Below are 22394 nucleotides of genomic sequence, written 5' to 3'. Positions count from 1 at the left end.
ACCGCCGCGCCTGCTAATTCCTCCGCCCATGCCTCTCCTCTTCGCGCAGATTTCGGGCCGGGCGCCCTGATGGCGGAATCGGCCTATCGGTCGCCGCGTGCCGCCGCTCTCGGCGGAATGCGGGCCTCGCTCGGCATGCCGGCAGTGATCCTGGGCGCCAGCTATCTCGGCTTCGGCTCGCTCTGTCGAGAGGCCGGCTTTTCGCTGTGGCTCGGGTTCGCCTCGACCGCCACCGGCTGGGCGCTGCCGGGTCAGATCGCACTGGTCGAGCTTTACGCCGTCGGCGCCTCGCTACTCGCCATCGGTTCCGCCGTCGCCCTGACCAATGCCCGGCTGCTGCCGATGACGGTCGCGCTGATGCCGCTGTTGCGGCATCCCGGCACGCCGCGCTGGCGCTATTATTTTTTCGCCCATTTCATCGCGATCACCGGCTGGACGATCGCGATGCAGCGCTGCCCCGACCTGCCCACCGACCAGCGCCTGCCCTATTTCGCGGGCTTTGCGATGACGTTGTGGTCGGTGACCTTGGCCGCGACCGGCTTCGGGTTCGTCCTCGCCAGCCTGGTCCCGGATTACATCACGCTCGGCCTCGTCTTCCTTAATCCGATCTATTTCATGCTGGTCTTCGCCGCGGACTTCCGGCATCGGATCCGGGCGCTCGCCCTCGGCCTGGGTGCCGTGACCGGACCGTTTCTGCATCTGGTCGATCCGGATTGGGGCTTGCTGGCGACCGGGCTGCTTGCGGGCAGCGCGGCATTTCTCGTGGATCGAGCGCTCGACGCTCGCGCAGGTCGCCCCCATGCCTGAGGCTTGGTCTGAAGCTTGGCCCGGTATCTGGCCCTGGATCGTGGTGCTGACCGGCGCCGTGGCGACCTATGTCTGGCGCGGTATGGGCGTGGCGCTCTCCGACCGGATCAATCCGGAGGGGCAGTTGTTCCAATGGATCGGCGCGGTTACCTACGCCTTTCTCGCCGGCCTGATCGCGCGGCTGATCGTGCTGCCGGTCGGCCCGCTCGAAGCGACGGCCTTGACCGATCGGCTCGCCGCATCGGTCGTTGCGCTCGCGATCTTTCTCGCGACCCGGCGCAACCTGCTGCTCGGCGTCGGCGCCGGCGTGAGCGTGCTGGTACTGCTGACTGTCGGCCGCGTGACCTGGCTATGACCCCCTGGCTTGTGTGACCCGACGGGCGCCGTCATCTCGGTCGAGAGGAGACCGGGGCAGATCTCCTCTCGATGCACATAGATTTAGAGGGGATTGACTCGGCCAGTAGCCATGTCGACCTGCAGTTTCGCCTGCTGGTCGCCCTGCTTGGCCTCGACCTCGTAATAGGCGCCGCAGCTGACGACGCTGCTGATATCGCTGTATCCCTCCTGCTCCAACATGGCCACGATTCGCTCTTCGTCGGCGCCTTCAATCTCCGGCGAATCCATTACGGCTTGTGTCTCGCCCGACGAGGTCGTCGCGCCGCCGGCTCCCGCCGTGGTCGCCCCGCTCTCCTCCGGCGTGCCGCCGCTTTGTGCCGTGGCCGCGCCTTCTTTGTCCGTCGTGACTCCGCCTTGATCGGGCTGGATATCGGACTCCGCCGTTGTCGTTCCGCTCTGCCCGGTGGTGGCGTTGGCCGCCGCCCCGGCCGACTCCTGGGTCTTTGCCATGTCCTGGATCATCGAACCGCCGGTCCCGGCCTCGCATTGGGCGTAAGCCGCCGGCGCGGCACCGATCAAGAGAGCCGCGGCAAAAAGGGAAACCGGTAAGCTGCGGGACGTTGGCATGATGGTCATGGTGAGGTCCTCCTCCGTTTCAGCCGCAGATAAAGGCTAGCTGGACCACGCGGGGCAAAACCACGCCACCCCGCGCAAAAATGCCCAAGATGGAAGCGAAACACGCTGGGAGCCCGCGAGTTCCGGAGAATCGGAACTTGCGGCGAACCAATGGCCCGAACAGCGATCTCAGGAGAACCCGGGTGTAAAAGCCTGTGTCAGGCTGCGCCGATGCGGCGATAGACGAAGGCGGGCGGCGCGACGCTCGATTCGGCCTCGGCGACGCGTACCAGTTCTTCGTGATGGGGCGACAAGGCACAGGCCGGGTCGGTCGCCGCGACCTCGCCGGTCAGCGCGAAGGCCTGGCAGCGGCAACCGCCCCAGTCGATCTCGCGCCGATTGCAGGAGCGGCAGGGCTCCGGCATCCAATCGGTACCGCGAAACTTGTTGAAGGCGTCCGAATTCGCCCAGATGTCCTGAAGGCTGCGCTCGCGCACCGTATCGAAGGTCAGGCTGGTGATCGATTCGGCGGCATGGCAGGGCAGCACCCGGCCCGACGGCGAGATGTTGAGGAACTGGCGCGCCCAGCCACCCATGCAGGCCTTCGGCCGCCGCGCGTAATAATCGGGCACCACATAGTCGATGACGAGCACGCCCTTGAGCCGCTCGCGGGCCGCTTCGACCGTGGCAGTCGCGCGTTCGAGCTGTGCCCGGGTCGGCATCAGCGCCCGCCGGTTCTTCAGGGCCCAGCCGTAATACTGCACATGCGCGATCTCGACGCGCTGGGCATCCATCTCCACCGCCATGGCAAGCAGGTCATCGAGATGGTCGAGATTCTGGCGATGCACGACCAGATTGAGCGTGAGGGGCAGGCCGGCCGCCCGCACCAGCCTGGCCACCCCGACCTTCTTCTCATGGCCGCCCTGCAAGCCGCCGATGCGATCGCCGGACTGCGCCTCGCTGTCCTGGAAGCTGAGCTGCACATGCTCGAGCCCGACATCGGCAAGGGCCTTCAGGCGTGCCGCGTCGAGCAGCACGCCGGAGGTGATGAGGTTGCTGTAGAGCCCGGCCTCCGAAGCGCGTTTGACCAGCACCGCAAGGTCGCGCCGAACGGTGGGCTCGCCGCCGGAAAAATGGATCTGCAGCATGCCCATCTCGGCCGCTTCGTCGATGACGCGGCCCCACTCCTCGGTCGTCAGCTCGTTGCTCGCGCGCTCGAGTTCCAGCGGATTCGAGCAGTAGGGGCACTGCAGCGGACAGCGATGCGTGAGTTCCGCGAGCATCGCGAAGGGCGCGGCCAGACCTGTCATTCGGTCATCACCCCCTTGTCGGTCAGATCCTGCAGGAGCGCGATGACATCGCCCAGGATCACCTCGCGCGGCGCATTGAACTTCTCGGCAAGGCCGTCGACAATTGTCGCGACGGTCGCCACCCCATCGCAACGCTGGAGAATTTCGAGTGCGATCGGGTCAGGAACGAACAGGCGCTCGGGGGCCAGCACGATCCATTGATCGCGCTGCTTGTCGAACCGCAGCCGCGCGTGCGGCACGAGCCGCGGCACGGAGGTTTCGGCGATGACGACACGTTCCTTCACTGTCGGTCCTTCGGGACGAATGCACCCGGCGGGATGAAACCCGGCTCGACATAGGCGAAATGCAGCGCATCGAGTTGCGCCCATAACACATCGGTCTTGAAGCGCAGTGCCGCAAGGGCCGCTTCCTGCTGCTCGCGGGTCCGCGCCTCGCGCTGCACATAGGCGAGCCCGAACGCCACATCCTTCGGCGCCTGCGTCAGGCGCGTCCGGAAATAGGCCAGGGTCGCGTCCGTGGCGAAATCGTAGTTCTCGAGCAAGGCGGCGATACGGGTCTTGTGAAGGTCGGGGGCGAACAACTCGGTGAGCGACGAGGCAACGGCCTCGAGCAGGCTTTTTTCGCGCACGAATCGCACATAGGCATCGACGGCAAACCGCGTAGCCGGCAGCACGCTCTGCGTCGACCGCACCAGGTCGCGATCAAGGCCGACGCCTTCCGCCAGAACGAGCCAGCGCTCGATCCCGCCTTCCTCCCCGCCGGAACCGTCATGATCGAGAATCCGGCTGATCCATTCCCGCCGGAGCGCCGGATCCTCGACGCGGGAAATCAGCGCCGCGTCCTTCATCGGAATACGGCTTTGATAATAGAAGCGGTTGAGGACCCAGGCCTGCAGCTGGCCCTGGTTCAGCTTGCCGTCGTGCAGCAGCTTATGGAACGGATGCCGGCTGTGATAGCGCTCCTCGCCGATCCGCCGAAGCTGCCGTTCGAACTCGGCCGGACTGAGGGCTTCGCTCATAGCGTCAGTTCCATTCCATCGAAGGCGATCTCCCAGCCTGCCTTTTCGGCGATCGCGCGTTCGGCGGAATCGGCCAGCAGAATTGGATTGCTGTTGTTCATATGGACGAAGACCTTGCGCTTGACGCCGAGCGGTTCGAAGGCGGCAATGCTGCCGTCGGGCCCGGAAACGCTGATATGTCCCATGCGCTTGCCGGTCTTGCTGCCGACGCCGGCAACGATCATCTCGTCGTCGCGCCACAGCGTGCCGTCGAACAGGACAAGTGCCGCGCCGCGCAGGCGCTCGCCCAGATCCTCCGACATCCGCGCGCAGCCCGGGATATAAAACAGCGACGAGCCGCCGGACGAGATCTTCAGGCCGATCGTGTCTTCGGGCTGCGTGCCGAAATCCGGCCCGGCCGCGACGTCCTCGCGATAGAGGGCGACCTTGCCGGGCACCGCGAAGGCCTCGACGAACAGGCCGGTTCCGTCCCCGTCGCGCGTCGACACCTCGAACTCCGTATCGAGCGGCAGTTTCCGGCGCTCCACGAAATTCGGGTTCAACACGTTGAAGATGCTGTTCTCGCGCAAGACCTGCAGCACCCGGTCGGTCGCATAGAGCGCCAGAGGGTGGCTTTCGCGCAGCGTCAGCAGCCCGGCGACATGGTCGACGTCGCCATTGGTCAGAACGACGCTGGTCAGCGGGCTGTGCCGCTTGCCGTCCTGCGGATGGAGTTGCGGGTTCGCGTTGATCTGCTGTCGGAGGTCGGGCGATGCGTTGAACAGTGTCCAGCGCCGTCCATCCGCGCTGACCGCGATGGAGGATTGGCTGCGCGGCAGGGCGTTCGGATCACCCGAACGGGCACGACGAGATCCTTCGTCGTTGCTGTTCCACTGAGGGAAGCCGCCCCCCGCGGCCGATCCTACGATAAGGAGCCGTAACACCATCCGAGCTTAGTATGAAAACGCCCCGGGTCGGTCCAGTGACCTGACCTCGGGGCGTCGAAAACGGCGCTTAGAGCTCAGCGCAAGCGTAGCAGTTGATTTCGAGACCGACAGAAATCTCGACGATCTTCGGGGAAGTCCAAGCCATGTCGCATTCCTCCCGTTGTTTGGGGACTCAGGCGTAATCCCAACTCGCCCGACTCGCCTCTGATAAGTCGAACGATTCTAAATTTAGTTCCGCCTACGAGGGGACGCAAGGACGAATCCGGGGGACGAATGCCGCCCGGACAGCGGTTCCTTGGGACGGTCGGGGCGAATACCGACGGTTCCGAACTCGGTATCGACAGCCGGCAAAACAAGAAACTAGGATGGTCCGCATGCCGGCCAACGGAGAGGGATTCAAGCATGCTCGACCATCAGGCTGCTCGTCGGGTCCGCAGCGGCGTAGCCGCAGCGCTCCTGCTCGTCGCCGCGCCGGCCTTTGCCGACGGGACGGCAGCCCAAGCGGTTCCCGAGCCCGAAGGCTACAGGCTGGACCTGTACAGGGCACCGACACCGGACACCATTGCCGGCGGGACAGTCGTTTCGACGGAGAAGCTGCAAGCACTCCTCGCGGATGACGGCGTCATCCTCATCGACGTCCTGCCGGAACAGCGGAAACCGGACAATCTGCCAGCTTCGACTCTGTGGTTCCCGAAGCCGCGCAACAACATCCCGGGAAGTGTCTGGCTGCCCGACGTCGGGCGCGGCGAACTGTCGCAAGCGCTCGAGTCCTACTTTCGAAGCAATCTCGAAAGGCTGGCCGGCGGCGACAAGGAGCGCAAGCTCGTCTTCTATTGCCTTTCGGACTGCTGGATGTCGTGGAATGCGGCGAAGCGGGCGATCGACTACGGCTACGCCAGCGTCTACTGGTATCCTGAGGGGACCGATGGCTGGGCGGCGGCAGGGCTGCCGCTCGAGGAGAGCCGGCCCGTACCGTTACCAGATGCCGCCACGCCACCCGCCTGAGGCGGTCGCGCCGACGCTCAATCGAGATATTTCATGATCTCCCGCCCGAGGGCGAACGCGCGCTGCTCCAGAAGAACGGGCTGCTCGCAGACATAGGTCAAAGCGTGTTCGCGCTCTTCGAAGATCCTGATGTCCCAGTTCTGAACTTCCAGCAGATCGTCGCGTTCGCTGGTCACCCCAGGGGGCGTCTCTTCAACGGGGAGTGCGGCGAGTTGGGCCGACTGGCGCTCTATCTTGTCCGCGAGCGCGCGCTGCCGGGTCGCATAGCGTTGGATACCGCTCATGATCGACGCGCGATCGTGATTGATTATGCCGAGAGCCCCGGCGAATAGCATGGTCAGCTTTTTATCCTCGTCCGCGCCGGCCGCTTCGGCGAGCTCCTTGATCGCGGCGTTGGCCTCTTCGATCGGAGTCCTTCGGGAAGCGATTTTCATCGCGAGTGCGGCGATCTCGGGATCGTCCCGCCAGGATGCGGCGGCGGCGTCCAAGGGTGGCCCAGCCCAGACCATGCCGGGCGAAATCTCGGGCACCTTGCGCTGAATGCAAGGCCAATCCGGATCTTCCACGGGTTGCGATTGCGCGGTCTGGCCCGCGGCGGACAGCAGAATCGCCGCGATCAGCCCGGCCCGGGCCGTGGCCGCCCGCGCGCCTTTGCGGGAAATTGGCTTGCGGCAGTTCCAAAACATTGCGGCTCCTCCAATAAATGCCCTCCTCATCGGTCGAAACCGTCATCCGGGCGCGCCGCGGCGGGCGATCAACCCGCGCGCAGGATCATAGCCATATATCGCTAGGCCAAGAAACAGGACCAAGCAGCCCAGGACCCAAAGCGAGGCCGTTGGGTTGACCTGCCCATACAGCGCGAAGCGGATCAACTCGACCGCATGGGTGAAGGGATTCACCGCGCAGATCTGATAGAGCAGCGGACTCGATTCGTTGATGCGCCACAGCGGATAGAGCGCCGAGGATGCGAAGAACATCGGGAAGATCACGAAGTTCATCACCCCGGCGAAGTTCTCGAGCTGCTTGATCGCCGACGACAGCAGCAACCCCAAAGCGCCCAGCATCAGGCCCGACAGGATCAAGGCGGGAAGCACCGCGACATAGCCATAGGCCGGCGCCTCGATACCCCAGAACCAGGCGATCGCGAGAAAGACATAGACCTGGAGAATCGAGACCGCCACACCGGCGAACAGCTTGCAGACGAGCAGATACCAGCGCGGCAGCGGACTGACGAGCAGGGTCTTCATGCTGCCCATCTCGCGATCGTAGACCATGGATAGCGAACTCTGCATACCGTTGAACAGCTGGATCATCGCGACCAGACCAGGGGTTATATAGACCTCGTAGAGCACATAGGTCTCGTAGGGCGGGATGATCGAGACGCCCAGCACCGCGCGGAAGCCCGCGGCGAAGATGAACAGCCAGACCAGCGGCCGCACCAGCGCGGCGATGAACCGGCCCCGCTGATGCAGGAAACGGAGCGCCTCGCGCGCGACGATCCCGTTCAGGCAGCGGAGATAGTGGACAGCGGTCACGATGCACCTGCGCCGGTGAGTTTGGTGAAGGCGTCGCGGATCGTCGCGGCACCGGCCGCGCGCGCCACATCCTCCACCGTTCCATCGGCAACGACGCGTCCCTTGTGCAGCATGACGACGCGGTCGCCGGGAATGACCTCGTCGATGAGATGGGTGGCCCAGAGCAGGCCGATTCCATCTTCACGACACAGGCGGCGCACATGGTCGAGAATGCCTTGGCGGCTGCCGATATCGAGGCCGACCGTCGGCTCGTCGAGCAGCATCAAGCGCGGCCGGTGGAGCAGCGCCGCGGCGATCTCGATCCGCCGGATCTGGCCGCCGCTCAGCTGGCGCACCTTGTCGCCCGCCCGGTCGGATAGCGCCAGCCGGGCAAGCTCCGCCTCGATCCGCCGGCGCGCCTCGCCGCCGCTCATGCCGTGGAGGGCGGCGTGATAGCGAAGGTTCTGCGCGACCGTGAGGTCGAGATCGAGGGTGCGCTGCTGGAATACGACGCCGATTCGCGCAAGCGCCTCGGACGGGCGGCGCGCCACGTCGGAGCCATAGACGCGGATTGTGCCGCTGCGATTGTTGTACAGCCGCGTGACCAGCGAGAAGAGAGTCGTCTTGCCCGCGCCGTTCTGGCCGAGCAGCACCGTGAAGGCGCCTGGCGGGATTGTGAAGGATACCCCGTCGAGCGCCTTGCGCTCGCCGAAACTGTGGCTCAGCCCCTCGACCGCCAGCGCCGGAACCGCCGACGCAGTGTCGCCGGTCAGCAGCTCTTCGGCAGGAACATCAATTTCGCTACGGCTTGACAACGACGCCCCACGGGGCCTGACCGACGGTGATCGACTTGACGACCTCGCGATCGGCGACGTCGATCACCGAGATGTCGTTGCTGTTGCCGTTGGTGGTGTAGAGCCGGCTCTGGTCGGCGTTGAAGCCGAGCTGCCACACTCGCTGCCCGACGAGCAGATATTCGAGCACCTCGAAGGACTGCTGATCGATCACCGCGACCCGGTTCGATGGCCCGAGCGCGACGAAGGCGTATTTTCCATCGTCGGTCAGCGCGACGCCGACCGGCTGGATCGCCTCCGGCTGGACGCCGGGGATCTCGAAGCCGATCTTCGTGATGATCTCCTTCGTCCCGGTATCGATCACGCTGACCGTGCCGCCGATCTCGGCGGAGACCCAGACTTGCTTGCCGTCCCCGCTGAACTCCGCGAAGCGCGGCCGATTGTCGACCAGCACGTTGGCGGTGATCTGGTGCGTCGCGGTGTCGATGAAGTGCGCCATGTTGGTCGTCTCCGAGGTGTTGACCAGCACCGCCCCGTCCGGGCTGATCCCCATCCCCTCGGGCTCGACGCCGACCGGGACCTCGGCCAGCACCGTGCCCTTCTCGACGTCGACCACGGTGACCATGTTGTCGTCCTCGTTGGCGATGTAGAGCGGGTTGCCGTCGGGATGCAGCACGAACAATTCCGGGTCCGGTCCCGACGGCATCGTGCCGACGATCTCAAGTGCTTCAAGGTCGAGCACCTCGACCGTGTCGTCGTCGCTGGCGCAGATATAGAGGAACTTGTGGTCGTGGCTCAGCGTGATGCCGCGCGGCCGCTGGCCGACCGCGACCGTGGCGGTGACTTCGAGGGTTTCGCCGTCGATCACCGTGATGTCGTTGCTCTTCTCGTTCGAGACGTAGATCGTCTCCGCCGCCGCCGGCATGACCAGCGCCAGCAGCGCCGCCCCGGCCAGACTCAGTTGGGTCTTCATGTGCATCTCCTGCCTGACAATGGCGCCGGCCCTCAGTCGAGCCGGCAGGTCGATTCCGGCCGGTCGAAGCCGAGCGTGTCGAGCTCGCTGTGCTGGTGCAGGAAGCCCTCCTGCGGCGAGACCGAGACCAGCGCCCGCGGCGCCGCCAGCAGCACCGGCTGGCGCAGCTGCCCGTTCCAGGCGCGATAGGTCAGCGCCAGGCCCTTGAACCCGGCGAGCGCGAACTCGTCGCCGCGGATGTAGGCCTCGATCGTCGCGGCGTCGGTGCTGTCGGTCCGGGTCGCCGCCTCGCCGATGCTGCGCACCGCCAGCCAGGCGGTGTAGTCGCGCTCGCTCATCCCGCGCCCGGCCGCCGCGTGGAAGCGGTTCTGCATCTGGGTCGCGCCCCATTGCTCGAAGCTGCGGTGCCAGGATGTCGGCACCAGCCCTTGCGTGCCGACCACCGGGCGCGGCAGCCAGGTCCGGTAGGGCAGATACTCGCCGAACAGATCGCTCTCGTCGGCGACCACGACGACGTCGTAGCCCTCGCCCTGGGTCAACACCGGCATCTGCTTCTGGATCTGCGCGTGGCCGGTATCGGTGCGGCGCGCCGTGGAGCCGGCGTCGTAATCGCGCGCGCCGACGATCTCGGCGCCGAACTTGGTGGCGGCGCGGCGGATCGCCTCGGCATAGCGCCGGTCGCCGTCGCCCGCCCCCACGATCAGGAACCAGTCGCGCCACTTCTTCCAGACGAGATACTGGGCCAGCGCGTCGGCCCGCATCGCCCGGCTCGGGATGACGTGCAGGACGTTTGCCCGGCACGCATCGTTGCGCAGGGCGTCGTCCGGCGCCCGGGTGTTGAAGATCAGGACGTCCCGCGCCGCCGGCAAATCGGCGATCGCCAGCAGGTCGTCAGCTTGCAGATCGGCGACGATCAGCCTGTGGCCGGCGGCCAGCAGCGCCTCGAACGCCGCGCCCACGTCGCCGCCCTCCGGCACCACCGCCTCGTCGAGCACGAACTTCTGCCCCAGGAAGCGCCCGGTCGTGTTGTTGTCGGCGATGCCCAGCCGGGCGCCCTGCACCCCCGCATCGGTCAGGATCGGCTCAACGAGGGAGAGCGGCACATGCGCGATCCGTTCGGTGATGTAGGCGATCGGAACGGTGGCGACATCGGCCTGTTTATCCTGGGCAAATGCCCCGGTGAAAGCCGCCAGCATCCCGACAACAACCCCGATGGGAGAGGTTCGTAAAAAGCGCAATACCTTGCCTCCGATCAGCTTCGCACCGTTGAATGCGCCGAACCGTGCTAAGCTGAATTAATTTTTGTTCTCACGATAACGTCAACGCCCACCGCATACAACCGCACGCGGATCTGCCGGCGCTTTGGCGATCAGGGAGAAGGCGATGCCAGGAGACATGACGCGTCGAACGGGAGTCGGGCTGCTTCTTTTCGTGTTGGCGGCGTTCGCCTCCGCTTCGCGAAGTGATGCGGCGCAACAGCCGATCGAGGCCGCGGTCTTTGATTTCGAGCTCATCGACACGAGCCTGCAGGGCGCAATGGAAGACGTCAGGCCCGACGAGCAGAAGCGGCTTGCCCTCATCAGCGAGCAATTGCGCCGGGAGCTTGCCGCTTCGGGTCGATATGCCGTGATCGACTTGGCGCCGGCCCGGGACCGGATTCAGGCGGCGGGCTATCTCCATGGCTGCAACGGATGCGCCGCGCGGATCGGCCGCTCTCTGGGCGCCGAAGTGGCGATTACAGGCACGGTCCAGAAGGTGAGCAACTTGATCCTCAACATCAATCTTCAGCTATGGGACACGGCGACGGGCAAGCCGCTTCGAGCCATGAGCGCCGACCTCCGCGGCAACACCGACGAATCATGGTCGCGCGGCGTGTCCTATCTACTTCGTCACCGGCTTCTGAAGCCATCCGAACCCGAGTGATGGATACGGGACATTCATCGAGCGGCCTGCCGGGTTGCGAAGCGGCGGAACCGCGATCTAGCATGCCGCCTAGAGCCTGATCCGATCACATCGAATCGATGTGATCGGTGAATCAGTCTCTAGTTATTCGAAATAGAGGGCGATTGACCGATCAGGTTGATCCAACCTGATCGGATCGCGCTCTAGCCACCATGTGCCGTGAGCCGACGCTTCGACCGGCAATGAGGGAGGCGAGAAAAGAGCTTCCATGACTCCGCAGCACCGCGCAAGACACCTGTTGATCGCCATCGCTTTGTCCTGCCTCGCCCTGGCCGCCACTCCCGCGGCGGCCGAGACGGTGCGGGTCGGCATTCTGAAGTTCGGCACCGTCTCCTGGGAGCTCGACGTCATCAAGACGCATGGCTTGGACAAGGCGGAAGGCATCGACGTCGAGGTGGTCGAACTCGCGGGAAAGGATGCGACCGCGGTGGCCCTGCAGGCGGGAAAGGTCGATGTGATCGTCACCGACTGGATTTGGGTGTCGCGACAGCGCGCGGCCGGCGCCGACTTCACCTTCGTTCCCTATTCCACCGCCGTCGGGGCGTTGATGGTCCCGGCCGAATCGCCGATCCGGACACTATCCGATCTGAAGGGCAAGCGCCTGGGCATCGCCGGCGGGCCCGCCGACAAGAGCTGGCTGCTGATACGCGCCCTGGCCAGGGAGCGGCATGGCATGGACCTGGCCGGAGAGGTCGACGCGGTGTTTGGCGCGCCGCCGCTGCTCAACGAGCAGATCCGGCTCGGCCGGATCGACGCCATCATCAACTACTGGAATTACCTGGCGCCGCTCGAAGCCAAAGGCTTCCGAACCGTGATCAGCGTAGAGGCGGCGGCGCGCGAGCTCGGCATCGGCTCGGACCTGCCGCTGCTCGGCTATGTGTTCGACGAAAGCTGGGGCGAGGCGCATCGCGACGCCGTCTCCGCCCTGGTCCGCGCAAGCCGCAAGGCAAAACGGATTCTCGAGCAATCTGAAGCCGAGTGGGAGCGCCTCCGCCCGATGATGGGGGCGTCGGACGAGGCGACCTTTCGGGCGCTTCGGGACAGCTTTCGCCAGGGCATCCCGGAAAGCTGGGGCAACGCCGAACGAGCGGACGCGGCACGCGCCTTCGCGCTGATGGCGGAGCTCGGCGGCGAAGAGCTTGTCGGCAAGAGCCGTGAGCTCCAGGCAGGGACCTTTTGGCAACACGTCACCTACTGAACGCACCGACACCCTGGTCCGCCGTCTGGTGGCACGCCGCGTCGGCCGCGGCGCTTCTGCTGATCTGGCATGTAGCATCGGCGCTCACGGATGCCCGCCTGTTGCCGCCACCGGCCGTGGTGTTTTCCGTGCTGGTGGCCGGAATTCGCGATGGCGAGCTGCTCTGGCATGTCGGGATCACGCTGGCCCGTGTGGCCGCCAGCTTCACCTTGGCAATGCTCGTCGGTGTCCCCATCGGTATCGCCATGGGCCGATCGAGGTCGCTCGACCGCTTCTTCGATTCCTGGCTGGTTCTCTTCCTCAACATCCCGGCCCTCGTCACGATCGTGCTTTGCTATGTCTGGTTCGGGCTGATCGAGGCCGCGGCGATCGCGGCGGTGGCGGTCAACAAGATTCCAAACGTCATCGTCACCTTGCGCGAGGGCGCAAGAACGCTGAACAAGGACCATCTGGAGATGGCCCAGGTCTTTCGGCTCGGACGCGCCAAGACGCTGCGCCATGTGATCCTGCCCGAACTCTTGCCCTTCATCGTCGCTGCGTCGCGCTCCGGGCTGGCCCTCATCTGGAAGATCGTGCTCGTGGTCGAACTGCTGGGGCGCAGCAACGGCGTAGGTTTCCAGATCCACCTGTTCTTCCAGTTCTTCGATGTCGCGAGCATCCTCGCCTACACGATCGCGTTCGTAGGCGTGATCCAGTTCATCGAGCTCGCGATTCTCCAGCCTCTCGAACGGCGTGCCAACCGATGGCGGCGATGAGCGGCCTGGAGATCGACGTCCGCCTGAAGCGCTATCCCGCGGTGGGCCGGGCTGCCCCGCATATCGCGCTGAAGGATCTGCGATTCACCGCGCGCCGAGGCGAGTTCGTCTGCCTGCTCGGACCCTCCGGTTGCGGCAAGACGACCCTGCTCAACATTATCGCCGGGCTCGATCGCGACTTCGACGGACAAGTCTCCCTGCCGACCGCACCAGGCAAGGAAGAGCCGGTGATCGGTTACGTGTTCCAGAACCCCCGGCTGCTTCCATGGCGCACGGTCATCGAGAACATCAAGCTTGTGCTGACCCCGGAACAGGCCGCCTCCGGCATCGTCGAGGACCTTCTGGCCGCCACGGAGCTACAGGAATTTCCGCACGCCTATCCCGAGCGGCTGTCGGTCGGCATGAGTCGCCGGGTGGCACTCGTCCGGGCTTTTGCCGTTCAGCCCGACCTGCTCCTTATGGACGAGCCCTTCGTTTCGCTGGACGAACCGACCGCCGATCGGCTGCGGCTCCTGCTCCTGGAGATTTGGCGGGCGCATCCGACCACGGTGCTGTTCGTCACCCACGACACCCGCGAAGCGGCGGTTCTGGCGGACCGCATCATTCTGCTGTCCTCCGCCCCGGGCTCAATCGTCATGGATCTGCCGATCGACATTCCCCGTTGCGAGCGGAACGACCCGGCGATCATCGAGTCGATTCGACAGCGGTTGAACGGCGGGGATGAATTCAGGGTTTGATCGGCTTGCCCATCTCGTCGAGGAGCGGCACGCCATAGTCGAGGAGAATCCGGTTGATCTCGGGCTGCGTCTTGCGGATCAGCCGGTTGATCTCGCGCTTCCACTCCGGTTCATTGGGACGGACGCCCATCGTGATTCGATAATCGAGATGCGGGCCGCCGGCCTCGGAATGCAGCGGCACGATGGTCAATGGCGTGTCTTCCTGCTTCGCGTAGTAGCCGGCGATCGGCCCCCACACGATCCCGACATCAATCTCGCCGATCGCCACGTCGTGGACGACGTCATACCCCGGATCATAGTGACGGGTATCGACCAGCAGCTGATAGGGCCGCAATTGCGTCAGCAGGCCGTTCTGCACCAACAGGTCTATCGGCGGGGTTGCGGCGATAGCACCGATCTTAAGCCTCTTCAGGACCGGATCGTTGATCGAACTGATGGAGAGGTCCGAATCCTCCCGATATACGAGGCTGTAGGCCGAGCGGTAATAGGGATTGGTGTTCTGCAGCAGCTCATTTGCGGTGGTGGTGCCCATCACCAGATCGCATTTCCGGGCCCGCAAGGTGTTGCGGATGAACCCCATGGTATCGGGGTACCAGGTATACCGGACGGGAACGCCCAGTTCCTTGGCGAGGAGTTCCGCGATCTTGTTCTCGAACCCGTCGCCCGCCTCCGTCGAGAAGGGCGGATTGCTAGGATCCGCGCACACCCGCAGGGTCGAGCGGTCCACCGCCTCGGCGGTGGCCGCCCGCCCCGTCTCGGGCACATGGCCGGCGACGCCGACCGCGAGGATGAGAGCGGCGGCGAGTCCCGCCCGCCGAGAGTTCTTCGAGGTCATGAGCAAACTCCGTCATCCTTGAACGCCGAGCCGGGGACGCCCGCGGAAGATTCAGAAACCGAGACAGGCGTTGTCCCGTTCCCTTGCCTCATCCGGCTTCGGTCCGTGCTCTGGCCGTCCCCGCCCCAGGGCGCCATCGGACCGGGCCTTCAGATAGGCATAGATGTCGTCGACGAAGCACATCACATTCGGGTTCATCCCGAAAGCCGGCATCGCCCGGTGGCTCGCCTGCGAGACATTCTGCCTGCCGTTGACGACGACCTCGAGGTACTCATCGTAGCTCAGCGTCTTCAGGCTGTTCACGAGGCTTGGTCCGAAGGAGCTGCCGAGACCGTCAGGTCCGTGACAGACATGACATTCACCATGATAGCGACGATAGCCGCTATAGGTATACCAGTCGACCTTTCCGTCGGTGATGCTATAGGGCTTCTCCTCCTCCTGCGCTGTCGCCGGAGCGGCATCGAAGCAAACGAAGCCGGCGGCGGCGAACAGGCAGAGCCAAAGCGCTCTTCCAAGCAAGTAGGTCCGCATCATAAGCGGTGGTCCTTTCATTTTGTTCCGAGGTTCGCCGAAGGCTCGCAAAAATGCATCGACGCCGTCGACGCATTCAAAGCCTCGCCCTCGAGGATTTCATCGATATCGCAGTTCGCGGTCATCACCGCTTGAGCCGAAGACCCAACCCGCCGATCAGAGAAAAAGGCCCGGCCTCCAGAAAAGCGGAGGCCGGGCCCAGAGCTTGATCGGTCAGACGACGATCATTCCGGCAGCGCGAACACCGTCAGGGTGCCGCCGAGCTGGGTGTAGTTCGACAGTGACTGGTAGGCGCCCACGGCCCCCAGACCCGCCGTGCTCTCGGTCAAGCCAGCCGCCAGACCGATTCCGGCCCAACCGCCGACGCCCGACAGAACGGCGATGTACTGCTTGCCGTCGTGGGTATAGGTGTTGACGTTTCCGATGATGCCCGACGGCGTGCGGAAGCTGTACAGCTCCTCACCCGTCTTGGCGTCGACCGCCTTCAGATAGCCTTCCAGCGTGCCATAGAAGACGATGTCGCCGGCCGTCGCGAGCGCACCGCTCCAGACCGAGAACGGCTCGGGATTGGACCAGACGATCTCGCCCTTCGCCGCATCCCAGGCAATGAAATTGCCGAGATGGTCGCCGCCCGGGGCCGGATACATGCTGAGCGTGGCGCCGACATAGGGCTGACCTGCGGTGTAGGCCACCCGGTACGGCTCGTAGTCCATGCAGACATGGTTGGTCGGCACGTAGAACAGTCCGGTCTTCGGCGAATAGGTCGAAGGCTGCTGGTCCTTGGTGCCGAGTGCGGCCGGGCAGATGCCCTGGACGTTCGTGTCCTCGCCCTGCTCGTCGGTAGAGTATTCGGCCACGACCTGCGGCCGGCCCGTCTCCATGTCGACCTCGGTAGCCCAGTTGACGGCCGGATCGTACTTTTCGGCCACCAGCAGTTCACCGGTCTCACGGTCCATCGTATAGGCAAAGCCGTTACGGTCGAAATGGACGAGCACGTTGTGCATTTCGCCGTTCACCTCAAGATCGTCGACGAGGAGGCTTTCATTGACGCCGTCATAATCCCACTCGTCGTGCGGCGTCATCTGGTAGACCCACTTCGCCATGCCGTCGTCCGGATCGCGGGCGAACAGGGTCATCGACCAGCGATTGTCGCCTGGACGCTGCGACGGGTTCCAGGTGCTCGGGTTGCCGGTCCCGTAATAGATCAGGTCCAGCTCCGGATCATAGGTGATCCAGCCCCAGGTCGTGCCGCCGCCGATCTTCCACTGATCGCCTTCCCAGGTCTTCAGGCTCGAATCCTCGCCGATCGGCTCGCCGAGATGCGTCGTCTCCTGCGGGTTGACGAGCAGTTCCTCGTCCGGCCCGGTCGAATAGGCACGCCAGGCCATTTCACCGGTGTTGATGTCATAGGCCGTCATATGACCGCGAACGCCAAACTCGGCGCCGCTGTTTCCGACGATGACCTTGTCCTTCACGACCAAGGGCGACATGGTCGCGGTCTCGCCCTTCGTCGGATCGCCGTTCACCGCGGTCCATTTGACCTCACCGGTCTTGGCGTCGAGCGCCACCAGTGTGGTGTCGGCCTGGTTCAGGAAGATCATCCCGTTGCCATAGGCGACCCCACGGTTGACCGTGTCGCAGCACATCACGGGGATGACGTCCGGATCCTGTCTCGGCTCGTACTTCCAGATCACCTTGCCAGGCTCGTTCAGATCGAGCGCATAGACGATGTTCGGGAACGGCGTGTGAATATACATCACATCGCCGATTACCAGCGGCCCGCCTTCATGTCCGCGCAGCACGCCGGTCGAGAAGCTCCATGCGACCTGAAGGTCGCCCACGTTTTCGCTGTTGATTTGGTCGAGTCCGCTGTACCGGGTGCCCGAATAGTTACCGAGCTGCGTGACCCACTGATTGGGGTCACCTTCCATCTTCAACAACTCTTCGTTCGCCAGTGCCACCGTCGGTAGCGCGAGTGTTGCGGCAACGACTATAGCGGCACTTTTCAGAAGGGATGGTCGCATTATTTTATCCTCCCAAAATTAGACGGCAGATCCGCCTGTCTGTTCCCAAGCAGACGAAGATTGAACAAGCTCTGCTTGGGCCTGTTCTAGCCGTCCGGCCGTTGATCGGGTGGCCAAACCGTTATCGCGACGCCCCACCCACCTGCTAACCGGCAACAACCGCGACACCATGCATGATGCCGCCCCAGCCAAGCCCGCTGATCGTCGCCAAGGCTTCAGCGTCTTAACCAGTTCTTAATGTTAGCCCGACTCCGTCGAGTCAAGTCAAGCCGTCTCATGGCCAGCGAGTTGCGTTTCCCGGCAAAACTTCCCGAAAAGGCCTTTTCCTCTCCTCTCATTAGCGTATGGAGCGTATTGCGCGCCCGGACTTTCCCGAATGTGATGGAGCCCGGCGTGAGGCTATGGCAGAGTCACGATCGACACGGCGTCCCGATGCGCGAGAGCGCTCGGCCGGGCCGCTTGTTCTTGGCTGATCGCCAGGGCTGGTCCTCGAGCATCGAAGCCGCACACGGATGCCGCACACGGATCGAGGAGCAGCGAGGGCCCATAGAATGGTGATAGGTCCGCTGACCAGCGCGCTTGCCATTGTTTGTTCCCGCGCCTTGCGACAGGCTGCAACGCGGGGTCTCGTGCTGGTCCTGCTATGCGCCACCGCACCGTCCGTTGCGGCGGATCTGACGGCTGGCGAGGTGCGGGCGTTGGTGGCGCGCGAGGCCGGCACGACCCCCGTTGATCTGTCGGGGCGAAATCTTGCGGGCCTCGATCTCACGGGCGTGGATTTCAAGGGCGCCAACCTTCACGGCGCGGTCCTGAAGGGGGCTATTCTCGCCGCCGCCGACCTGTCCGACACGGTTCTCGATGTCGCCGTTCTTCGCGGCGCCGATCTGCGCAACGCCGACCTCAGGCGAACCAGCGCATTCGCCACCGTCTTCGCCGAGGCCGACCTGCGCGGCGCGGACTTGTCCGGCGCCCGGCTCGTCAGCAATTTCGAAGACGCGAACCTCGAAGGCGCCAACCTCGAAGGCGTGATGATGGGCGCGGATATGCGCAACCAGCCGATGGGCCTGATGCGGGTATCGATGAGGAACGCCAATCTCCGCGAGGCAAACCTGGAAGGGGCGGACCTGTCGCGCGGCATGCTCGAATTCGCCGATCTGCGAGGCGCGAGCCTCGCCGGCGCGGATTTGACGCGCGCCGAAATGGCCGGCGCGGATTTCTCCGGCGCCGACCTTACAGGCGCCGACGTCACCAAGGCGGATCTGCGGAACGCGCGGCTGCTGAAGGTGAGGGGGCTCGACAGCGTAATCGGCCTCGACACCGCCAACCGCCAATCGGCACAGTTCGATTAGGCTTGACCTTGTCTCTTCCGAAACCGGGGTTTCTTCCGAAACGAGGTGCTTTCCGACGATCGGTAGCGGCGGCCCTCATCCTCATCTTTGGCGATGTCGCGCTTGCGGCCGAGGACGACGTCATGCCGCTGGCGATGAAGCAGGTGGCGCCTGGCATCTTCGTGCACCAGGGAGTCCACGGAGAGGTCACGGCCGAAAACCATGGCGGCATCGCCAATATCGGATTCATCGTCGGGGCCGAGGCCGTCGCGGTGATCGACAGCGGCGGCAGCGCGATAGAAGGACAACGTCTGCGCGCGGCGGTCCGGGCGATCACCGACCTGCCTATACGCTACGTCATCAACACGCATGTTCATCCGGACCATATCTTCGGCAACGCGGCGTTCGTTGACGACGCTCCCGCCTTTGTCGGCCATGCGAAGCTCGCCGGGGCACTGACGGCCCGGGGGCCCTTCTACCTCGAGAACCTGATTGAACGATTGGGCGATGCGGCCGCCGGAACGCGGATCATCCTCCCGGCGCAGGGCGTCGGCGAGCGGCGGGAGATCGATCTCGGCGGCCGGGTGCTGCGGCTGGCTGCCCACCCGACCGCGCATACCGACAACGATCTGTCCGTTTTCGATGTCCGGACTTCGACCTTGTGGCTGTCGGATCTTCTGTTCATGGACCGCATCCCCGCCATCGACGGAAGCCTGAAAGGCTGGCTGGAGGTGATCGCGGCCTTGCGGCAGGTGAACGCGGCCCGGGTGATTCCCGGACATGGGCCGGTCAGCGCCGACTGGCCCGGCGCGCTCGATGCGCAGGAGCGCTATCTGCGGACGCTGCTCGACGAAATCCGCACGCTGCTGGCCGAAGGCGGCACCATGGAGCAGGCAGTGGAGACGGTCGGCCGGTCGGAACGCGGCAAGTGGCTGCTGTTCGACGATTACCACGCGCGAAATATCGTTACGGCATTCACGGAGCTGGAATGGGAGTAGACCGCTCGGAAATCTCGTTTGCCGGAGGGCTCATGCCCCGGCTGTTGACCCCGCTCCTGACCCGCATCACATTAGATCCGGGACTGCGGTCCGAGCGAAGGAGAGCGCCGATGATGCAGGTACGAAGCATTCTCTTCCTGGCCATCCTCGCGATCGCGCCGGGTTTCGGCGGAGGAGAAGCCAGGGCGGCGAGCGACAACCTGGCGATCTGGCCCGACATCAAGGCGGCCTTGTTCGAGGGGCGGGAGATTCATGACGGTGCCGGGCTTCTCCAGCTCGAAGCGCCGGTCCGCGCATATGATGCGGCGATCGTCCCGATCACCGTCGTCGCCGAGATCCCGCAGACCGCCGAGCGCTATATCCGGTCCGTCCATCTGATCATCGACGAGAATCCGGCACCGGTCGCCGGCGTCTTCCATTTCACGCCAGACAGCGGCAGCGCCAGCTTCTCGACCCGGGTCCGGGTGAACGCCTATACCAATATTCGGGCGATTGCGGAGACCAGCGACGGCGAGCTCTATATGGCGACGCGGTTCGTCAAGGCGGCCGGCGGCTGTTCGGCGCCGGCGCTCAAGGACGCGGAAAGCGCCATGGCGAACATCGGCAAGATGAAGCTGAAGCAGACCGACGACGTCGTGCTGCAGGAGGTGAACCAGGCCCAGATCCTGATCAGCCATCCGAACTATTCCGGAATGCAGTTCGACCAGATCACCCGAACCTACATTCCCGCGCATTTCGTGCAGAAGATCCGCGTGAGCTATGGCGATCGGACGATCATGACCGTCGATGCGGATATTTCGCTGAGCGAGAACCCCAGCGTTCACTTCCACTACCTGCCGGAAGCCGCGGGCGCGATCACGGTCGAGGTCAAGGACTCCGAGGGGATGACCTATGACCGAAGCTGGCCCATGACCCCGGCGCCAGCGTCCTGACGTTCTCGGGGTCTTGAGTTCTCGGGTGCCGCACCGCATCAGAAGCAGCGGATCTCGGCCTCCGCCTGCGCCTGCCGCAACTCCTTCACCACTTCCTTGGTCCAGGGGACGTCACGGAAAACCGCGGTCTTCTCGCCGGGCACCTGAATCATGCTGAGAACCGTCTCCGCCTCGATATAATCCTCGTAGGGGACGATCGAGGCGATCACGTCGATGCTGCAGGAGCAATCGTCCAATGCGGCGCGCGACTGGCCGTTGGCTGCCATGCAGGCAAAGACGTAATCCGCGAGTGCGGCGGTGGGATAATCGGGCGGCGCTGCGACGCTTGGCCTGATCGCGCCGGCCATGAGCAGGATCAAAGCCAGTCTTTTCATGTCTTACTGTCCAGCTTCTCTATCGTCAAAACCTCGGGCCTTTCGAATCCGGGCTCAGCTCTCGGGAACGGTGTCGCGAAATAGCACGGTTTCCTCGATCGGCTCGGCACCGCCGCCGCCCGGCGTGACGGACCGGATCCGATAGACCCCACCGGGAATTTCCGGAGACAACAGAAACTCATAGCTCTTCTGCTCGAGCCCCGGAAAGTGGATCAGATGCGGATCCTTTATGAAGGGGCTGACGACCACCCGCGTGCCGGAAAGGCTGCGGCCGTCGAATTCGAAACTGACGCTCTCGGCTTCCGCGCTCACGAGAAAGGCATTGCGAATGCGATTGCGGAAATAGAGCGCCGATCCGCCTGTCGCCGCGCTCATCTCCTGAACGTCATACTCGAGGAACAGCATGATCAAGGGATTGCCGCGGAAGTTCTCGATCGGCGGAAAATTGCGGTGGCGCGGGCCGCTCAGGAAATCGAACTCCAGGTTCCTGCGGCCATCCGCCATGACCTCGGTGACGATGACATCGACTTGATCCTTAGTCACATCGTCGCCCGTGCCGTCTCGGCTGAAGTCATATTGGATCGTCAGCGGCTGCGCGATGTTCGCAAGATGGGGCGTGTCGAACAGCGCGATCTGGGCTGGAGAATAATCAGCCTGCGCGACATTTCCGGCCAAGCCGCCGCTCAGCAACAGCATCGCGGCGAGGACAAAAGGCTGCATGGAAATCCGTTTCATCGAGTCCGATGCCTCGTCCCTGAAGTCGCCTGCGCCCGGTCCAGCTGCCGGATTCCGAAGAAAGCAGCTGCCGCCGGATCGTTCGCTCTCTATATGTAACGGGGTCGATGGATAATGAAAAGGTTGCGGCCACCGCTCGCCATCCTGTGAGGCGGTCCTGTTCCTGCCCTTCGCGATTGAGGTCATGACGGCGTCGCGTTCCGTCCGAGGTGATCTTGCCGAACAGCAATCTGCTTCAAGAGCTGATCGTGGAATTGCTCGTCGCGATCAGCGGATTATCGACCTACCCTGTTCCGGACCGGCCGCCCGAGGTCGTGCTGATCTCGCATCAGGAGCTGGAAGGCATGGCCTGTGACCGCCCCTGCGAGGTATATGGCTGGTTTCCCGGCGGCCGGACAATCTTCCTGGATGATCGCCTGAACCCCGTCGAGGAGACGCCCGCTGCCGGCATCCTGGTCCATGAACTCGTCCATTTCCTGCAGCAGGAGAACGGTAGGTTCAGCAATCGACGAAGCTGCGAAGACTGGGTGAAGCGCGAGCAGGAGGCCTATCAGATCCAGATTCGCTGGCTGAGGCGGCAGTCGGCCGCCGGGGAGCCGTCGATCGGCATCGGCCCGCCGCCTTGGCGGCTGATCGGCTGCGACGACGGGACGGCCGGTGACAAGGAGTGAACGGACGCGCACGCCG

General features: G+C 64.3%; 27 protein-coding genes. 11 read left to right on the top strand and 16 right to left on the bottom strand.

Annotation, left to right across the window (positions count from 1 at the left end; all coding sequences use genetic code 11):
• The first annotated feature begins 69 nt into the window (after positions 1 to 69).
• Together DT069_RS17855 and DT069_RS17850 are read left to right on the top strand one after the other, a co-directional pair.
• Positions 70 to 807, top strand: a complete 738-nt coding sequence (locus DT069_RS17855; protein WP_119461666.1) for an AzlC family ABC transporter permease — start codon at positions 70 to 72, stop codon at positions 805 to 807.
• A complete protein-coding gene (locus tag DT069_RS17850; RefSeq protein ID WP_119461665.1) occupies positions 800 to 1162 on the top strand; it encodes an AzlD domain-containing protein in 363 nt (120 codons plus the stop codon). The genes DT069_RS17855 and DT069_RS17850 overlap by 8 nt, the downstream gene beginning before the upstream one ends.
• An 83-nt stretch (positions 1163 to 1245) precedes the next feature.
• On the opposite strand, the gene DT069_RS17845 is transcribed toward DT069_RS17850, so the two are convergent.
• The 6 genes from DT069_RS17845 to pqqA form a co-directional block, all read right to left on the bottom strand.
• Positions 1246 to 1779: a PepSY domain-containing protein gene (locus tag DT069_RS17845; protein ID WP_119461664.1), complete on the bottom strand. Its 534-nt coding sequence runs from the start codon at positions 1777 to 1779 to the stop codon at positions 1246 to 1248.
• Between the two features lie 197 nt (positions 1780 to 1976).
• Positions 1977 to 3068 carry a pyrroloquinoline quinone biosynthesis protein PqqE gene (pqqE, locus tag DT069_RS17840; RefSeq protein ID WP_119461663.1) on the bottom strand — a complete coding sequence of 364 codons (1092 nt, stop codon included), beginning with the start codon at positions 3066 to 3068 and terminating at the stop codon, positions 1977 to 1979.
• Complete coding sequence (pqqD, locus tag DT069_RS17835) at positions 3065 to 3352, bottom strand: pyrroloquinoline quinone biosynthesis peptide chaperone PqqD (protein ID WP_425450349.1); 288 nt, start codon at positions 3350 to 3352, stop codon at positions 3065 to 3067. The genes pqqE and pqqD overlap by 4 nt, the downstream gene beginning before the upstream one ends.
• Positions 3349 to 4086, bottom strand: coding sequence for a pyrroloquinoline-quinone synthase PqqC (gene pqqC, locus DT069_RS17830; RefSeq protein WP_119461661.1), 738 nt, complete (start codon positions 4084 to 4086; stop codon positions 3349 to 3351). Before pqqC ends, pqqD begins: the two co-directional genes overlap by 4 nt.
• Positions 4083 to 5012 (bottom strand): pyrroloquinoline quinone biosynthesis protein PqqB, encoded by a 930-nt coding sequence (pqqB, locus tag DT069_RS17825; RefSeq protein ID WP_425450348.1) that lies wholly within the window; start codon positions 5010 to 5012, stop codon positions 4083 to 4085. Before pqqB ends, pqqC begins: the two co-directional genes overlap by 4 nt.
• Positions 5013 to 5079: 67 nt before the next feature.
• Entirely contained in the window at positions 5080 to 5157 is a 78-nt protein-coding gene (pqqA, locus tag DT069_RS17820; protein ID WP_119461736.1) for a pyrroloquinoline quinone precursor peptide PqqA, read from the bottom strand.
• 257 nt (positions 5158 to 5414) lie between these two features.
• Between pqqA and DT069_RS17815 the strand changes: the two genes are divergently transcribed.
• Positions 5415 to 6017, top strand: a complete 603-nt coding sequence (locus DT069_RS17815; RefSeq protein WP_119461660.1) for a PQQ-dependent catabolism-associated CXXCW motif protein — start codon at positions 5415 to 5417, stop codon at positions 6015 to 6017.
• Positions 6018 to 6034: 17 nt separating this feature from the next.
• Here the strand turns inward: DT069_RS17815 and DT069_RS17810 are convergent, their stop codons facing one another.
• Genes DT069_RS17810 through DT069_RS17790 form a run of 5 tightly spaced genes read right to left on the bottom strand, consistent with a single transcriptional unit; the run spans position 6035 to position 10536 of the window.
• Positions 6035 to 6703 (bottom strand): hypothetical protein, encoded by a 669-nt coding sequence (locus tag DT069_RS17810; protein ID WP_119461659.1) that lies wholly within the window; start codon positions 6701 to 6703, stop codon positions 6035 to 6037.
• A gap of 42 nt (positions 6704 to 6745) precedes the next feature.
• A complete protein-coding gene (locus tag DT069_RS17805; protein WP_119461658.1) occupies positions 6746 to 7552 on the bottom strand; it encodes an ABC transporter permease in 807 nt (268 codons plus the stop codon).
• Positions 7549 to 8346: an ABC transporter ATP-binding protein gene (locus tag DT069_RS17800; protein WP_425450347.1), complete on the bottom strand. Its 798-nt coding sequence runs from the start codon at positions 8344 to 8346 to the stop codon at positions 7549 to 7551. The genes DT069_RS17805 and DT069_RS17800 overlap by 4 nt, the downstream gene beginning before the upstream one ends.
• Positions 8333 to 9298, bottom strand: a complete 966-nt coding sequence (locus DT069_RS17795; protein ID WP_119461657.1) for a YVTN family beta-propeller repeat protein — start codon at positions 9296 to 9298, stop codon at positions 8333 to 8335. The genes DT069_RS17800 and DT069_RS17795 overlap by 14 nt, the downstream gene beginning before the upstream one ends.
• Positions 9299 to 9330: 32 nt before the next feature.
• Entirely contained in the window at positions 9331 to 10536 is a 1206-nt protein-coding gene (locus tag DT069_RS17790; protein ID WP_425450346.1) for an ABC transporter substrate-binding protein, read from the bottom strand.
• 157 nt (positions 10537 to 10693) lie between these two features.
• Here DT069_RS17790 and DT069_RS17785 point away from each other — a divergent pair, with 157 nt between their 5' ends.
• The 4 genes from DT069_RS17785 (at position 10694) to DT069_RS17770 (ending at position 13950) form a co-directional block, all read left to right on the top strand.
• Positions 10694 to 11221, top strand: coding sequence for a DUF3280 domain-containing protein (locus DT069_RS17785; RefSeq protein ID WP_119461655.1), 528 nt, complete (start codon positions 10694 to 10696; stop codon positions 11219 to 11221).
• 247 nt (positions 11222 to 11468) lie between these two features.
• A complete protein-coding gene (locus DT069_RS17780; protein ID WP_119461654.1) occupies positions 11469 to 12458 on the top strand; it encodes an ABC transporter substrate-binding protein in 990 nt (329 codons plus the stop codon).
• Complete coding sequence (locus DT069_RS17775) at positions 12437 to 13213, top strand: ABC transporter permease (protein WP_425450345.1); 777 nt, start codon at positions 12437 to 12439, stop codon at positions 13211 to 13213. Before DT069_RS17780 ends, DT069_RS17775 begins: the two co-directional genes overlap by 22 nt.
• A complete protein-coding gene (locus tag DT069_RS17770) occupies positions 13210 to 13950 on the top strand; it encodes an ABC transporter ATP-binding protein (RefSeq protein WP_119461734.1) in 741 nt (246 codons plus the stop codon). The genes DT069_RS17775 and DT069_RS17770 overlap by 4 nt, the downstream gene beginning before the upstream one ends.
• Here DT069_RS17770 and DT069_RS17765 read toward each other — a convergent pair.
• The 3 genes from DT069_RS17765 to DT069_RS17755 form a co-directional block, all read right to left on the bottom strand.
• Positions 13940 to 14785, bottom strand: coding sequence for a substrate-binding domain-containing protein (locus DT069_RS17765; RefSeq protein WP_119461653.1), 846 nt, complete (start codon positions 14783 to 14785; stop codon positions 13940 to 13942). The genes DT069_RS17770 and DT069_RS17765 overlap by 11 nt on opposite strands.
• 51 nt (positions 14786 to 14836) lie before the next feature.
• Positions 14837 to 15319 carry a c-type cytochrome, methanol metabolism-related gene (locus DT069_RS17760; RefSeq protein ID WP_425450344.1) on the bottom strand — a complete coding sequence of 161 codons (483 nt, stop codon included), beginning with the start codon at positions 15317 to 15319 and terminating at the stop codon, positions 14837 to 14839.
• 221 nt (positions 15320 to 15540) lie between these two features.
• Positions 15541 to 17340: a methanol/ethanol family PQQ-dependent dehydrogenase gene (locus DT069_RS17755; RefSeq protein WP_119461651.1), complete on the bottom strand. Its 1800-nt coding sequence runs from the start codon at positions 17338 to 17340 to the stop codon at positions 15541 to 15543.
• 551 nt (positions 17341 to 17891) lie between these two features.
• Here DT069_RS17755 and DT069_RS17750 point away from each other — a divergent pair.
• From DT069_RS17750 to DT069_RS17740, 3 genes are all read left to right on the top strand, one after another.
• Positions 17892 to 18689: a pentapeptide repeat-containing protein gene (locus DT069_RS17750; protein WP_162913264.1), complete on the top strand. Its 798-nt coding sequence runs from the start codon at positions 17892 to 17894 to the stop codon at positions 18687 to 18689.
• Between the two features lie 2 nt (positions 18690 to 18691).
• On the top strand, positions 18692 to 19666 hold the full coding sequence (locus DT069_RS17745) for a quinoprotein relay system zinc metallohydrolase 2 (RefSeq protein WP_425450343.1): 975 nt from the start codon (positions 18692 to 18694) through the stop codon (positions 19664 to 19666).
• A 110-nt stretch (positions 19667 to 19776) separates the two neighbouring features.
• On the top strand, positions 19777 to 20598 hold the full coding sequence (locus tag DT069_RS17740) for a quinoprotein dehydrogenase-associated SoxYZ-like carrier (RefSeq protein WP_162913263.1): 822 nt from the start codon (positions 19777 to 19779) through the stop codon (positions 20596 to 20598).
• Between the two features lie 38 nt (positions 20599 to 20636).
• On the opposite strand, the gene DT069_RS17735 is transcribed toward DT069_RS17740, so the two are convergent.
• The gene (locus tag DT069_RS17735) at positions 20637 to 20972 is read right to left on the bottom strand and encodes a hypothetical protein (RefSeq protein WP_119461648.1); all 336 of its coding nucleotides are present in this window, start codon (positions 20970 to 20972) and stop codon (positions 20637 to 20639) included.
• A gap of 54 nt (positions 20973 to 21026) precedes the next feature.
• Positions 21027 to 21707 (bottom strand): hypothetical protein, encoded by a 681-nt coding sequence (locus DT069_RS17730; RefSeq protein WP_162913262.1) that lies wholly within the window; start codon positions 21705 to 21707, stop codon positions 21027 to 21029.
• A gap of 215 nt (positions 21708 to 21922) precedes the next feature.
• Here DT069_RS17730 and DT069_RS17725 point away from each other — a divergent pair, with 215 nt between their 5' ends.
• Positions 21923 to 22378, top strand: coding sequence for a hypothetical protein (locus DT069_RS17725; protein WP_119461646.1), 456 nt, complete (start codon positions 21923 to 21925; stop codon positions 22376 to 22378).
• Positions 22379 to 22394: the final 16 nt, after the last annotated feature.

The organism is Virgifigura deserti (assembly GCA_003576685.1).
GTDB classification, from domain to species: Bacteria; Pseudomonadota; Alphaproteobacteria; order Dongiales; family Dongiaceae; genus Virgifigura; species Virgifigura deserti.
The sequence above is the reverse complement of the archived record's forward strand: the minus strand, read 5'-3'. Positions and strand labels throughout refer to the sequence as shown.

What these genes read in the sequence shown, in the direction of transcription:
- DT069_RS17855 (WP_119461666.1), top strand. Translation starts at nt 70, where the DNA reads ATGGCGGAATCGGCCTATCGGTCGCCGCGTGCCGCCGCTCTCGGCGGA.
- DT069_RS17850 (WP_119461665.1), top strand. Translation starts at nt 800, where the DNA reads ATGCCTGAGGCTTGGTCTGAAGCTTGGCCCGGTATCTGGCCCTGGATC.
- DT069_RS17845 (WP_119461664.1), bottom strand. Translation starts at nt 1,779, where the DNA reads ATGACCATCATGCCAACGTCCCGCAGCTTACCGGTTTCCCTTTTTGCC.
- pqqE (WP_119461663.1), bottom strand. Translation starts at nt 3,068, where the DNA reads ATGACAGGTCTGGCCGCGCCCTTCGCGATGCTCGCGGAACTCACGCAT.
- pqqC (WP_119461661.1), bottom strand. Translation starts at nt 4,086, where the DNA reads ATGAGCGAAGCCCTCAGTCCGGCCGAGTTCGAACGGCAGCTTCGGCGG.
- pqqB (WP_425450348.1), bottom strand. Translation starts at nt 5,012, where the DNA reads ATGGTGTTACGGCTCCTTATCGTAGGATCGGCCGCGGGGGGCGGCTTC.
- pqqA (WP_119461736.1), bottom strand. Translation starts at nt 5,157, where the DNA reads ATGGCTTGGACTTCCCCGAAGATCGTCGAGATTTCTGTCGGTCTCGAA.
- DT069_RS17815 (WP_119461660.1), top strand. Translation starts at nt 5,415, where the DNA reads ATGCTCGACCATCAGGCTGCTCGTCGGGTCCGCAGCGGCGTAGCCGCA.
- DT069_RS17810 (WP_119461659.1), bottom strand. Translation starts at nt 6,703, where the DNA reads ATGTTTTGGAACTGCCGCAAGCCAATTTCCCGCAAAGGCGCGCGGGCG.
- DT069_RS17795 (WP_119461657.1), bottom strand. Translation starts at nt 9,298, where the DNA reads ATGAAGACCCAACTGAGTCTGGCCGGGGCGGCGCTGCTGGCGCTGGTC.
- DT069_RS17785 (WP_119461655.1), top strand. Translation starts at nt 10,694, where the DNA reads ATGACGCGTCGAACGGGAGTCGGGCTGCTTCTTTTCGTGTTGGCGGCG.
- DT069_RS17780 (WP_119461654.1), top strand. Translation starts at nt 11,469, where the DNA reads ATGACTCCGCAGCACCGCGCAAGACACCTGTTGATCGCCATCGCTTTG.
- DT069_RS17770 (WP_119461734.1), top strand. Translation starts at nt 13,210, where the DNA reads ATGAGCGGCCTGGAGATCGACGTCCGCCTGAAGCGCTATCCCGCGGTG.
- DT069_RS17765 (WP_119461653.1), bottom strand. Translation starts at nt 14,785, where the DNA reads ATGACCTCGAAGAACTCTCGGCGGGCGGGACTCGCCGCCGCTCTCATC.
- DT069_RS17760 (WP_425450344.1), bottom strand. Translation starts at nt 15,319, where the DNA reads ATGATGCGGACCTACTTGCTTGGAAGAGCGCTTTGGCTCTGCCTGTTC.
- DT069_RS17755 (WP_119461651.1), bottom strand. Translation starts at nt 17,340, where the DNA reads ATGCGACCATCCCTTCTGAAAAGTGCCGCTATAGTCGTTGCCGCAACA.
- DT069_RS17750 (WP_162913264.1), top strand. Translation starts at nt 17,892, where the DNA reads ATGGTGATAGGTCCGCTGACCAGCGCGCTTGCCATTGTTTGTTCCCGC.
- DT069_RS17740 (WP_162913263.1), top strand. Translation starts at nt 19,777, where the DNA reads ATGATGCAGGTACGAAGCATTCTCTTCCTGGCCATCCTCGCGATCGCG.
- DT069_RS17735 (WP_119461648.1), bottom strand. Translation starts at nt 20,972, where the DNA reads ATGAAAAGACTGGCTTTGATCCTGCTCATGGCCGGCGCGATCAGGCCA.
- DT069_RS17730 (WP_162913262.1), bottom strand. Translation starts at nt 21,707, where the DNA reads ATGAAACGGATTTCCATGCAGCCTTTTGTCCTCGCCGCGATGCTGTTG.